Consider the following 13,307-nt stretch of genomic DNA (forward strand, 5'->3'; position numbering starts at 1 on the left):
GTTATATTCCTGCTTTCTTCTTAGCTTTCAAAATATGCCCTAGAAATACAAGATTTCCACCGATGTACCGTTCGAACATCCGAATAGGCTCTTGGATAAAACGATAAAACCACTCTAAACCGCTCTTTTGCATCCATCGTGGCGCTCGTTTCGTCTTACCAGCAATCACATCAAAGCTCCCACCGACGCCCATCACAAACGGCGCGCCCATTCTTTCTAACTGTTCATGAATCCAATATTCTTTCATCGGACTAGAGAAAGCTACGAAAACGATGTCTGCCTGACTTGCTCGGATATCATCTGCAATTTCGTCTGACTGACTAGCTTCAAAATAACCATTCTCATGTCCTACAATGCGAACATTGGGATACTTTTTGCTTGAACGCATTACCACTTTGCGTACTACTTCTTCTGTCGCACCGAAAAAGAAAACACGATATGCTTTTCGATTTGCTAATTGGAGCACTTCATCCATTAAATCAATACCTGTGACACGCTCTGGCAATTGTTTACCCAACATTTTCGCAGCGAGTAGAATCGACGCGCCATCCGCATTAATCAACGGCGAGCTATTCACGATGTCACGTAATTTCTCATCTTTTTGCATGAGGTTAATCTTGTTCGCGTTGATGACCACGTGTTGCACGGGTACCTTCTCTTGAATAATCGTATCCACTTTGGCAACCGTTTCTTGCATTGTTAAACTATCGACGTAACTACCTAACAATTGAATGCGCAAATCTCACATACCCTTTCCAAAAACAGTAATTTCCTTAAATGTCAAAAGCATAATTTTGAGATTGAAAAAGATATTTCGTTTCTCAATGTATTCTAAGTCTAGATTAATCATCTGATCAAAACTTAATTCATTTCGACCACTTACTTGCCATAATCCTGTACAACCTGGCTTCACTAAAAGTCGTTTTTTATCACGATCAGAGTAATTTTCATATTCGCGTTCCAGTGGTGGACGAGGACCAACCATACTCATATCGCCTTTTAAAACGTTGATAAATTGAGGAAATTCATCTAAGCTCAGTTTACGAATAATTTTGCCTACTTTCGTGATTCGCGGATCATTCTTCATTTTAAACATGTTTCCTTCGACTTCATTTTGTGCCATCAACTCGTCTAAACGCATTTCCGCATCGGTGTACATGCTTCTGAATTTGTACATGTCGAATAATTTACCGCCGTGCCCAACCCTTGTTTGCTTGAAAATAATCGGGCCGGCTCCATCTTCTAACTTGATGAGTATAGCGACAACAATCATTACGGGGGAAGATATAAGGAGAGCAAACAAAGCAGCAATGATATCAACAGCTCGTATTAGCATGTCGTTCATTGTATTTTTTCGCAGTGTATATGGAAAAGAAGTGATTTCTTTTTCCGTATCAATATACATAGGATTCATCCTTCGCTTGTTTTATTTTCGATAAGTTACCTAGATTCAAATATTCGGTATTTGGTGAATAAGATTTCACTACATTTTTCGTGTCTAAAATCACTTGTTGTGCCATATTCTGCGTGAAATTTAAATCTAATTCCTTGAATTCCTTGTGATCTGTTAATACTAGTAATAGGGAGCTATTTGCTGTCGCTTCTTCGATAGAATCAGAATAGCTTGCAACATGTGGATCAAAAATACCAACTTCATATTTCAACCGTAGTGCTTCCATAATCTCCATCGCTGGACTTTCTCTGATATCATCAATGTTTCCTTTATACGTTAGTCCTAGAACAGTCACTTTGTTTGTTGGCGCGTCCATCATAATCTGATCTACTTTCGCTTCTACAAACTTCGGCATGGATACATTAATCGCTCGCGCTGTTTGAATAAGTGGAGAAACTTCAGGTGCAGCTGCTACTACAAAATAAGGATCAACAGCTAGGCAATGTCCGCCAACGCCTGGGCCTGGAGAATGAAGATTAACACGTGGATGTAAGTTAGCCATTTCAATCACTTTTAATGCATCGATATCCAGTTTTTCGGAAATTTTTGCAAGTTCGTTAGCTAGTGCGATATTGACATCACGGAAAGTATTTTCCATCAATTTACTAAGTTCGGCCTCACCAGCTTTTGCTTGAATCAGCTCGCCTTGTACGAATTTCTTATATAACTTCATCGTTTCTTTTGTACAAGCCTCTGTCATACCGCCGATAATGCGCGGGTTGTAGATCATTTCATGAATAATATTCCCTGGCAAAACGCGTTCTGGGCAATGTGACAAGTAAATATCCTCACCAATTACAAAACCTGCCGCTTCAATCATCGGCTGTACCACATCTTCCATCGTACGGGGAGCAATAGTCGATTCCACGACCACCACATTTCCTTTACGCAAAAATGGAAGAATCGCATGCACTGCTGAAATCACATATCGATTGTCACAACTTTTAAATTCATCTTCACGGTTTGGCGTTGGAACTGCGATAATGAAGGCATCTGCTGCTACCGGTTTCGTTGCCGCCTCAAAATGACCACTCTGAACAACGTCATGAAAAAGCGTTTGGAGACCGTTTTCTTCGATATGAATCAGACCATTATTTAATTGACGAACGACATCCTCGTTTAAATCGACACCAAGTACTTCCATTCCATGACTAGCAAAAATAATAGAAGTGGGAAGACCTATATATCCTAAACCAATAACGTTGACTTTCATCTTTAAAAATCACCTTTCCTTACGTGAGTATTTTTATTTAGCGGGAACTTTTAATTGCCATTGTGCTTTTTTCTTACCAAGTGGTGCGTAATACACCGTTACTGTTTTTGTTTTCGCTGGTATTTCGTAGTAGCCTGTGCCCGTTATTGTTTGTCCTGCTTTAATCTCTGTTCCGAAGTTCTTAGCCTCTAGCCCGTACACGTCATATGTTTTATCATTATCTGCCTTGACTTTAAAATCTGCAGCTCCGGCACCGCTTGTTACTTTATCTGTGTTTTTTACGGAAAATGTTACTTGAAGCATATCCTTTTTATCGGAAGATTCACCAAATCCTGTTGCGACCTTTGTTACTTTAATCTGTAAATTATTCGATGTATCTACTGTTTTTCCAATTTCATTTTTAATAGCTGTTTCCTCTTTCTGATCGTTGCTATTTGCCGCGCATCCAACCAAGGAGAAAGCTATCATTAAAGAAGTAAAAATAAGGGTTACTTTTTTCATTGCTTCTTACATCCTTTCCAATTTTAAAATCAAAGGAAAAGGCCCACGAAAGGGCGGGCCTTTTCGATTAAAAATTAGTCATTAAATTAGTCATTAATCGTAACTGTTTTTTCATCCATTACTAGACCGTATGCATCTAGTAATGCAACTTTTACAACGTCATCTTTCGACGTAATCTTGTTTTTCAAGCCAACATAGTAGCTAAAGTTACCGCTTGCTACTGTCCCACCGGCTGCTAGAGCTGTACCATTTACAGTGATGCGAAGTGATTTCGCTGTTCCTGTATATGTTCCGCTCAATATGCTCGTTTTAAGGGAGAATGCTGCTGGTGTAATTGTTCCGCTTTCTGCTGTACGATCGTTTATAGTGAGTGTTTTCTTAGCTAACTGTTTGCCTACTGCGTCGAATGCTGTAACGGTCACAACATCTGCGGAAGACTTGATTTTATCGCCAATATAGAAATTCAGCTTGCCATCTGTGAATGTTCCACCTGTGTAATCTGTACCATTGATATTTACTTTGACGGATTTCACATCACCTGTGTAGTCCGCTGTTAAATACGTCGTTCCTGGTGCTAAATAGACCGCTGGCGTAATGGTGCCACTTGTTGTTGATGTCGCTGCAGCTTTCACTGTCACTGTCTCTTGGTCTAGTTGTTTACCTGCTGCGTCAAACGCTGTAACGGTTACTGCGTCTGTAGAAGATTTGATTTTACCACCAATGTAGAAAGTTAGTTTGCCATCTGTGAATGTTCCACCAGTGTAATCTGTACCATTGATATTTACTTTGACGGATTTCACATCACCTGTATAATCAGCTGTTAAATTAGTTGTTCCTACTGTATATTCTGCTGGTGTAATGGTTCCGCTTGTTATCGATGTTGTGCTGTTGATTGTTACGGTTTTGTTGCTTAATTCTGTTCCGTAAGCATCGTACGCATAGATTTTTACAACGTCATCTTTAGAGATATAGAAGCTGACTGTCCCGTTTGCTACGGTACCACCTGTATATGTTGTTCCGTTAATCACTACTTTGACAGTTTTTACATCGCCGGTGTACGTCGCTGTGAGTGTTTTATCTGCTGGTAAGTTGTATGTTGCTGGTGTGATGGTTCCTGTAGTAGATGGTTTTTTCACAGTGACAGATGTTGTGGCAATTTTGTTACCATTTTTATCATAGCCGTCTACTTTCACTGCCGCTGTTGTATTTATGATTTTGTCCCAACCATAGAACGAGTAAGTGCCATCTGCGTTTAATGTTCCGCCGCTGTAGACTGTATCGCCAACCGTTACTTTCAGTGACTTCACATCACCTGTGAATGTTCCCGTAATGTTTTTGTCTAAGCCTAGGTTGAAATCGTTCGCTGTTACTGTACCTGTACCTATTTGGCTGTCGTTTGCATCCAATAAAGTAATAGCAGATGTCGCGATTTTGTTGCCATATTGGTCAAACCCATTGATGTTTGCTGCTTTTGTTTTATCTGTAATGACACTTAATGCGTAGAAAGAATACGTACCATCGGCGTTCACTGTACCGCCTTTATATTCTTTGCCATCATACGTTAGGCTTAATGTTTTCACATCGCCTGTGAACGTACCTGTCACGCTCTTATCTTTGTGGATTGTGAATGTAGCTGCTGTAATCGTACCTGTTCCTGGTGGGTTTGGTGTATTGCTTGTTTTGATGTTGGCTGTTTTTGTATCTAGTACTTTACCGCTTGCATCGAGACCTTCTACTTTAAACTGTCCTACTGCTGTCGCTTTGTCTAGTGCATAGAAAGAATACGTTCCAGTTGCGGCATTAATCGTACCACCTGTATATACTTTCGTGCCGATTGTTACACGGAAAGATTTCACATCACCAGTAAATGTACCAGTAATACTTTTATCTGTTCCTAAAATGAAGTCTGTAGCTGTAATTGTTCCTGCTGTTGTAACGGCTGTTGCATTCGCTGTCGCAGGAGCACTTGCTTTACCGTTCGCTCCTGTTTGCGTAGCGATGTATGTGTCACCAGCTTTTGCAGGATCTACTGTAAAGGTTGCTTTACCAGTTGCATCGGCCACTTTTGATGTTTTGTCGCCATCTGGTGTTGTTAATGTGATGGTAGCGCCTGGGTCACCTGTTACCACTACTTTAGAATCGCCAGCTTTTACTGGAGTAATGGCCGGCACTTCTAATGTTGTATCTGTAACGATTACATCTTTCGCTGGGCTTACATTGCCGTTATTTGGGTTGGTTTGTGTGACTTCTACTTCTGTGCCACCATTTTGTTTTGGTATTTCAATAGAGAAGTCCCCATTAGCATCGGTTTTACCAGTGTAGGTGTTGTCACCAATTTTCACTCCGACATCAGAATTAGGTTCGCCTTTACCTGTTGCTTTTGTGTCTGTGTCTTTGATTGGGTTCACAGTTGGGGCTGCTGGTGTAGAGGAATCTTTAACAGTGTATGTCGCTGCTGGACTTGCTTTGCCGTTAGCACCTGTTTGTGTTGCTTTAAACTCATTATTTATTTTAGCTGGGTCTACTGTAAAAATTGCTTTTCCTGTTGCGTCAGCTGTTTTTGTGATAGTATCGCCGTCTGGAGTTGTTAGTGTAATAGATGCACCAGCTGTACCTGTTACGGTTACTTTGTTATCACCAATCGCAACTGGGCTGATTGTTGGTTTTGCTAGCGTTGTATCTGTTACAGTGATTTCTTTTGGTGTGCTTTCATTTCCGTTGTTCGGATTAATGATGATGACATCGACTTTTGTTCCGCCGTTTTGTTTTGGAATTTCAATGGAGAAATCACCGTTTCCGTCTGTTGTCCCATTGTAAGTTTTGTCGCCGATTTTGACTTCTACATCGGAGTTTGGTTCGCCTTTACCTGTTGCTTTTGTGTCTGTGTCTTTGATTGGGTTCACAGTTGGGGCTGCTGGTGTAGAGGAATCTTTGACTTTGTATGTGTCCGCTGCACTGGCTTTTCCGTTTGCACCTGTTTGGGTTGCTTTGTATTCGTCGTTGATTTTTGCAGCTGGGATATTGAATGTTGCTTTTCCGTTTGCATCTGCAACTTTAGATACTGTGCCGCTTGCGTCTGTGAAGTTGATTGTTGCACCCGCTTGACCTGTTACTGTTACTGTTGTATTACCCGCTGTTACTGGAGAAATGGTTGGTTTAGACAAAGTTGTGTCTGCAACGGTTACGCTTGCTTTCGGACTTACTTTACCATTTGCAGGATTAGTTGCTGTCGCTTCTAATTTAGTCCCAGCCAATTGTCTAGGAATGCTGATAGCGTAGTTTCCAGTTGCATCTACAGTTCCTATCCAAGTATCAGCGCCATTTGTCAATGTAATTTTATCTCCAGCAACACCAGATCCTTTGACCAGAGTAGTTAAGTCTGAAACTGGCTGAATTGTCGGAGCACTAGGTATTCTGCTCTCTATAACAACAGTGCTCGCATCAGATCCTACACCATTTTTAATCGCTGTTCCTAAAAGTGTTGTCCCTGCAAGTTGCGGAGGAATCTCTACAGAATAGTTTCCTGTATTATCAATAATTCCTGTCCCCAGAATTATACTACCTTTTTTTATAGTTATTGTTGCCCCAGGTTCTCCACTCCCATTAACTATTGAATCCATATCAGATACTTTGTTAATACTCGTGCTTGCAAAAGCTTGCGATGGATTAAAAGGAACACTATCAACTAAACTTAAACCACTATATATTGCATCTCTAGTCGATGCCTGAGCAGGAGCGCCGCCTTTTAGTGATATCGTAGTTTTATCACTAGATGCTATGAATGTATACGTAATGATTCCTGAGCCCATCTCCATGGAATATGTTGAAGCAGAAATAATGTTTGAAGCACTGCCAGGAGAGCTTCCATTATATATGACAGGACCTGCCGCTTGTGCAGAATATTGCTGTGGATTAAGTTGCTTAGGGGCAGTTCCTTTTAGAGTTACTTTCAACGTATATGTGTGACCAGGTGTAGTGTTTACAACTTGAAATACCTCTTGAATTTTTTGATTTTGGTCTGTAGTAATCGTTAACCCCAAACCATTTGCTAACACGCTAGTAGATCCAATGTTGGATACAACATCTCCAGCAGAAAACACTCGATATTCTTGAATCCCCGAACCATTTGTCGCATAAGCAGTCCAGCCCTGCAAAGTATCAAATTGAGCATTATTTAATGTGCCAGCATTGTATATACTACTTGATACACTTTCCTCTGGTAGCTCCATAGCAGAACTTACTATTGGTAATGTTGTTAATAATGATGATGCGATAACGTTAAATGCTACGAAACCTGTGGCGAATTTTTTCAGTGTTTTATTGTTTTTCAATTAAATTTCTCCTTCGTTTATCGGATTTATTTCTTGTGGCTTAACTTATTTACTTCATTTCTTGCAGCCGCTTGGTGCTTCCTCCTTCATTTCATTTGATCTCAACTTGTATTGGATCTCAAGGGCATCACATCCTTTGTGTTTTATTTCGAATTTTAAGATTCAAATTCATTCATTTTGAATCTGGGAAGCTGGTGCCTGAATACATATATGCTTTTCGTTTACTGTTTTGATAATGAATTGCTCATCCATAAGTTTTTCGAAAATTCGTCGGATGGTTACGACACTGATACCCAAATATTCGGCTAAATGTAAAAATGTGAACTGTTTGGGTAGAACAAGGTAATCTTGTTTTTTGTCATCATACTCATGCGCCAAATCGAGTAATACCAGTTTACATCGCTGGTAGGGTCTGAGTAAAAAGGCTTTGTAATTGCGCATTAGTAGTTCGATAAGGTCTTGATTAATCATGTAAAGATAAAACCAACCTTCTTGTTGACTCATAATATATTGGATAATTTCTAATTTTTCAAATTCCATTACTTCGCCATCGCCAAGGCTGTACATTGTTAGAGGTGTTTTCCCATTAAATAGCATTGTTTCTAAACCGATAAAATGATTTTTGCCTCTAAAATATAGAATTTTCTCTTTATCATTGGCTTGGATCATACCGTCTAAAATAAAATAGACTTTATTTTTCTTTTCTTCGGAAATCATGATTTTTTTATTTTTTATTAGGATTTTCTTTTTTTGAATATCTGGATTTTGCAGTAACTGATTGAGCAGGCTTTGTTCATTGTAAAGTTCAGCTATTTCTTTCTTGTCGTACAAATCGATAATTGACTGCATTCTACAGCTCCTTTCTGCTCTTCTTGTTTTTCTTACAAATATTATTTTATACTACTTTGAAATACGAAATATTATCACAGTTTCTGATTTTGAATGAAATTAATGAAACTTCTGTGACTATTTTGTTGCTTTCGAATTTGTAAATTTATTATATACCAAGAGATTTTGTCGTCACATTTCGCTATTTTATGGGTTCATATTTTGGGGAGTGTTGGTTATTAATGCATACTTGTTTTGGCTGTTTTGTGGGTGAATTGGTGAGTTTGTGTCTATTTTTTAACAATAGTAAATGAGGCGAGTGTCACACTTGAGTTATGTTTCGAGACTTGAGTGACTGTGAATTATGATTTCAGAGGTTTATGGCGAAGAAAAAACGAATGCTGTGTACAGAAAATAATCTGTTAGCATTCGTTTCTCACTTAAACCCATAAGTTAAATTGGAACTCGACTGGGATTGGGATCGCTTCCGGGTCTTTCAAAACCCAATTTCGTTTTCGGATGACTATAATATTTTTTTGTTGCAGCTCCTTCATTAGGTTGGATACATGGGATAGCGATACGGAGGCGAATTCTCCTAGCTTTTCATAGGTTAGGAACGGGGGCATCTCGATTTCGTTGTCTCTATTTTTAACGCCGAGTTTGTCTCCGATGAAGCGAAGCATGTAGTAGACGCGTTCTTGAGAGGATAGCTTACTCATGGAAAGTTGAAAATAGGAGTTGATTCCGACTTTCATTACATAGTTTAATAGAATGAAATTGCGCGGGTCTTCGTCGAGTAGGATTTGTTTTAAATAGTCAAATTCGATTTCCCAAAGTATGCAATCAGTTAGCGCGATGATGTGGAAGCTGTCCGTTTGCCAGTCTGTGCGCCCTATCAAAATTGGAAATTCGCCGCGCTTGGCTAAAACTAGGAAAACTTGTTCTCCTTTAAATTCTTTGGTGAGTTCGGTATATCCTTCTTGAACGAGATATGCAAAGTTACCGATGGACTTGGTTTGAATGGACTGGCCTTGTCGTAGCGCGACTTGATGGCATTTATTGTTGAATTGGGGATTGCTTTTTAATAGTTTCATGACGTAATCGAAATTGGTGAAATCCTCGATAAAATTTTTCTTATACATAGTCGTTTAGCTCCTTTTGTCGCTTTTTTATTTGTATTCCCCTAAAAAATAAGTGTAACCGTATAAGTATGTAAAAACCCAATTTCGCTTGGAGGCAAAATTGGGTTTTCTCGTATCTACATGTCGAGTCGTAGCGTCACCGCATCGTATGCTGAAATAATGGCGTCAGAATTCTGGATGACTTCTTCCAGCGCGTTAACGATTTCTAGTCTACCATTCTCCGCAATACGTGACAAATCTAGTTTTTGCGGGGTATTCGTTGGATTTTCGAGTCGAATCATGTATTTTGTCGCGTCATAGTATGATGGATAACACGCCGATACGAGGTATTCTTTTGGTAAGTTGATTAGTTCTAGTGTCCGTTGCAAACCGCGATTCCGTTCCGTTTTCTGGATTTTATTATCTAAGCGGTGTAGGAAATGGTTGTACGGCTGGCGTTGATAGGATACGTTTGCTTGGCTCCATTCTCGGCTTCGTGATGCGGTTTCGCGTTCGTCGAAGGAGTCGCCAAGGTGGATGGCGAGGAAGAAGTGGTGCGTCCCAATGAGCTGTGCGCCTTCTGTTGGTATGAGTACGTGGCCTTTTTTCGTCGTATCTCCGGACGCGCGGCCTGGTCGGTACGCTAAATCTGGCTTGCCTAATTGGTCGGTCGTCGCGAGTAGCGTTAACGCGATGTTGCTCCCGAACTGTTGGTATTCCTTGATTCCGCACGTGAAAACAGTGCAGCTCTCCGTGTCATTTGTCAGCGTGACGCTTTGCTCGAACGGCTCCACATCGATTGGCATCTCGCTGTATATTTCTTGCCAATTTGCTGGCACGCCTGGCTTTCTTTCGATAAATCCGAACGGGAGCGAGGCGATGTTCGATGTTGTTTCCACGTCAGTGTTTACTTTCAAACGCAGGCGGTGACTCCTAATCTGATTATCCACTTCGAGATCACATGTCACTAATTCACTCCTATTTCGAAGTTCCAACACCATCTTCGCAAAAATTTCACCTTGTTTCGCGTTCGTCAAACGGTCTTCCAAATCAAGCGGAAACCTATTAGTCCCCGTCAAAATGAGCCGTTCCACCTGACTCGATTTCTCCGTCGTGGCTTTTTCAAATTGGAAATAACGCGTCACATCGCCATCCAGCGGTGAATAATCATACGTATCGCCAGCATTCGCGGTATCCTCTAGCTCGATAAAAGCAGTTTTTCTAGCGCCTTTCGTTGTTTCTAACCGGATTTGTCCATTTTCAAAACAAATTGTATAAGACTCGTTCTGAATCACCGTTTCATCCGCAGCAACAGTACTTTCCAATTCCACATCACACGATTCAAAAGCAATCACGCGGTATCCAAGTCCCGGCAACTGGATTCTCACTCTGACTTGCAACACATAATACCCCGGTTCCTCGATAAAGCGGTTCCCAGCTGGCGTTTCTTCCAACACATTTTCCCGTGGTTCGATATAGCGTTCCTTGATGATTGTCGCATCTGGATAGTCCGGGAAATGGATTTGCTTGTTTTTCGTGACAACTTGAATTTCCTTGTATCCATCAAAAGCCGCGAGTTCCGTATTGAAAACGAGGATTTCATTGGCCTCAAGCTGTAGGTCGTCGGCGATTTTTTTCACAATCGTGTTTTCGATACTGTCGCACAATTCGTCGGCTTCCTTCATTCGATGCATGATATCTTCCGCAACCGGATCGGAAACGCATCCCGCCAAGCTATCGTGCGCCTGACCTTCGAGTAGTTTTTTCCACGTGTGCATCAGCAAGCGTTCACTGATTGGGATTCCCGATGCTTTCGCGATGACGAGTAGCGGTTCGATGCGTGTCAGTAATTTTTGCTCCAATTCGGCGCTTTTCAACTTGATGTTCATGCGACTGGAACCGATTGTTTTGTGCACGCGAGCCAAAACCGGGCTTCTGAATTCGCCACGATATTCCTCCAAATCTGGCAACGTTTTGGCGTACGCGATGAAATCTTGATACGTGCTCAACTCGTAGGAATGGCGCCCCATCTTGTTTATCTCCGCCAGTTTCTCCGCAAAATTTGTAATGATGTTCAGCTGGTCATTTCCCGATGGAATCAGAACTTCTTGCGTGGCGCTGTATTTCGCGATAAAATCAATCGCCGGATCGAGACGCCCATCCACATACGCCGTCGTCGGCTCGAGCAACATCCCAGTTCCATATCCTTGCGGCATATTAATCGCGTAAATCTGCGCCGCATCGCCCAATCCGCTCCATTTAAAATAGGTGGACTGAACGTGTTCGCCGAGATGAATCCCGCGCCAAAAAATGATATTATCAAATCCAGCCTGACTAAGTAGCGTCGGCATCTGCGCGTTAAAGCCAAATGTATCCGGCAAATACCCAATTTCCATGTAATCGCCGTACTTTTTACTATCAAAAATTCCAATCATCGCGTTCCTCAAAATCGATTCGCCGTGCGCGAAAAACGCGTCTGTTTGTGTGAACCACGGTCCAATAAATAACTGTTTATCCGCGATCAATTTTTTTATGTCGTCCATTTTTTCAGGATATAACGCGACATAATCGTCCAAAATCGATAATTGTCCGTCCAACACGAAATTTGCCTCTGGATGCGCCTGTAGTTCCTCGATAACCTCTGTAAAAAGTTGTTCGCTTAACACTAACGCATCGGCGGACGTGAAATACCATTCCCGATCCCAATGCGTGTGATTCACAATGTGTGCTTTAACCATAATTACCTCCGTTTTTTAAGCTTCCCATTCTGCTTCATCAAAATCATCTTCTTCGACGGTATACGATTCTTCCTGACCTGCGCTATCTTTCCGCAAAGCGACCGACATCCCTGCTACGACAAGCGTTCCAACTGCGATGGCTAAAATGTAAAACCACCAATTTTGCACGGTGAACCAGCCATAAAAACCGCTGATTGGTGCTTGGTTAATCGCGCCAAGTCCTACTGCGAGCGCGCCTCCAATTGCCGAACCAAGCACAGTTGCCGGAATGACTTTTAGCGGAGATTCTACGGCGAACGGAATCGCGCCTTCGCTGATACCAACGAGTCCCATAATCAGCGAGGATTTCCCAGCTTCACGCATTTCGGTGTTGTATTTTCGTTTTGCGATCAATGTTGCAAGTCCTAAGCCTAGTGGTGGAATGATGATCGCGACTTGCGCGGCTGTGTTCGGAGCGTAAATGCCACTCGTCAACAGGGCCATCGCGGTCGTAACTGCGGCCTTATTTACCGGTCCACCTAAGTCAAATCCAACCATCGCCCCAATAATTGCCGCCATCAAAATTTGGTTCGTTCCTGACATGCCGTTCAACCAAGATTCAAGCGCTTTATTCAAGTCAGCAAACGGAATTCCGACAACATAATTTATAATGAGTACAGTAATCAATGTTCCGAATACTGGCACTAAAAAGACGGGCACAATCGATGCTGCCGATTTTGGTAATTTGACATATTTTTTAATCAAAAGACATGCGTAACCTGCGATCAAACCTGCCGCAAGCGCGCCGAGGAACCCAGCACCAATATCGCGAGCCAGCAAACCGCCGACAAGTCCTGGTGCAATTCCCAGTTTATCCGAAATCGAATAGGCGATAAACGCTGCAATGACAGGGAACATCATGCCGAGCGCCAAGCCACCGAAGCCATCTAAACTATGCAGTAGCGAAATAATACCGTTCGCACTATCCGCATATTTCGCGTCCCAAATATTCGTAATCCCGTAAAAAGAACCACCAACACGCGCAATCGCCATGATCACCGCACCCGCAATAACGAGTGGAATCATATATGAAATACCTGTTAAAACATGTTTTTTAAGCTCGCTCCCAATTTTTCTAAACAT

At 41.6% G+C, this 13,307-nt stretch carries 9 protein-coding genes; all 9 read right to left on the reverse strand.

Features of this window, described 5'->3' with window-relative positions; all coding sequences use genetic code 11:
• Position 1: 1 nt before the first annotated feature.
• Positions 2 to 739 carry a WecB/TagA/CpsF family glycosyltransferase gene (locus EP58_RS03625; RefSeq protein WP_036090194.1) on the reverse strand — a complete coding sequence of 246 codons (738 nt, stop codon included), beginning with the start codon at positions 737 to 739 and terminating at the stop codon, positions 2 to 4.
• Positions 740 to 742: 3 nt separating this feature from the next.
• Positions 743 to 1,405 (reverse strand): sugar transferase, encoded by a 663-nt coding sequence (locus EP58_RS03630; protein ID WP_036090196.1) that lies wholly within the window; start codon positions 1,403 to 1,405, stop codon positions 743 to 745.
• The gene (locus EP58_RS03635) at positions 1,395 to 2,666 is read right to left on the reverse strand and encodes a nucleotide sugar dehydrogenase (RefSeq protein ID WP_036090198.1); all 1,272 of its coding nucleotides are present in this window, start codon (positions 2,664 to 2,666) and stop codon (positions 1,395 to 1,397) included. The genes EP58_RS03630 and EP58_RS03635 overlap by 11 nt, the downstream gene beginning before the upstream one ends.
• A 33-nt stretch (positions 2,667 to 2,699) precedes the next feature.
• Positions 2,700 to 3,167, reverse strand: a complete 468-nt coding sequence (locus tag EP58_RS03640; protein WP_036090202.1) for a DUF4352 domain-containing protein — start codon at positions 3,165 to 3,167, stop codon at positions 2,700 to 2,702.
• An 86-nt stretch (positions 3,168 to 3,253) separates the two neighbouring features.
• The gene (locus EP58_RS03645) at positions 3,254 to 7,498 is read right to left on the reverse strand and encodes an immunoglobulin-like domain-containing protein (RefSeq protein WP_036090205.1); all 4,245 of its coding nucleotides are present in this window, start codon (positions 7,496 to 7,498) and stop codon (positions 3,254 to 3,256) included.
• Positions 7,499 to 7,666: 168 nt separating this feature from the next.
• Positions 7,667 to 8,347 (reverse strand): Crp/Fnr family transcriptional regulator, encoded by a 681-nt coding sequence (locus tag EP58_RS03650; RefSeq protein ID WP_036090207.1) that lies wholly within the window; start codon positions 8,345 to 8,347, stop codon positions 7,667 to 7,669.
• A 419-nt stretch (positions 8,348 to 8,766) separates the two neighbouring features.
• Positions 8,767 to 9,468 (reverse strand): Crp/Fnr family transcriptional regulator, encoded by a 702-nt coding sequence (locus tag EP58_RS03655; protein WP_036090209.1) that lies wholly within the window; start codon positions 9,466 to 9,468, stop codon positions 8,767 to 8,769.
• A gap of 116 nt (positions 9,469 to 9,584) precedes the next feature.
• Complete coding sequence (locus tag EP58_RS03660; RefSeq protein WP_036090211.1) at positions 9,585 to 12,185, reverse strand: alpha-mannosidase; 2,601 nt, start codon at positions 12,183 to 12,185, stop codon at positions 9,585 to 9,587.
• A 15-nt stretch (positions 12,186 to 12,200) separates the two neighbouring features.
• Positions 12,201 to 13,307 carry a PTS fructose transporter subunit IIC gene (locus tag EP58_RS03665; RefSeq protein WP_036090213.1) on the reverse strand — a complete coding sequence of 369 codons (1,107 nt, stop codon included), beginning with the start codon at positions 13,305 to 13,307 and terminating at the stop codon, positions 12,201 to 12,203.

This window comes from Paenilisteria newyorkensis, assembly GCF_000766145.1.
Classification (GTDB): domain Bacteria; phylum Bacillota; class Bacilli; order Lactobacillales; family Listeriaceae; genus Listeria_A; species Listeria_A newyorkensis.

Excerpts from the sequence above, each read along its gene's own strand:
- EP58_RS03660 (WP_036090211.1), bottom strand. The coding sequence starts at position 12,185 with ATGGTTAAAGCACACATTGTGAATCACACGCATTGGGATCGGGAATGG.
- EP58_RS03650 (WP_036090207.1), bottom strand. The coding sequence starts at position 8,347 with ATGCAGTCAATTATCGATTTGTACGACAAGAAAGAAATAGCTGAACTT.
- EP58_RS03640 (WP_036090202.1), bottom strand. The coding sequence starts at position 3,167 with ATGAAAAAAGTAACCCTTATTTTTACTTCTTTAATGATAGCTTTCTCC.
- EP58_RS03635 (WP_036090198.1), bottom strand. The coding sequence starts at position 2,666 with ATGAAAGTCAACGTTATTGGTTTAGGATATATAGGTCTTCCCACTTCT.
- EP58_RS03665 (WP_036090213.1), bottom strand. The coding sequence starts at position 13,307 with ATGTTTAGAAAAATTGGGAGCGAGCTTAAAAAACATGTTTTAACAGGT.
- EP58_RS03630 (WP_036090196.1), bottom strand. The coding sequence starts at position 1,405 with ATGTATATTGATACGGAAAAAGAAATCACTTCTTTTCCATATACACTG.
- EP58_RS03655 (WP_036090209.1), bottom strand. The coding sequence starts at position 9,468 with ATGTATAAGAAAAATTTTATCGAGGATTTCACCAATTTCGATTACGTC.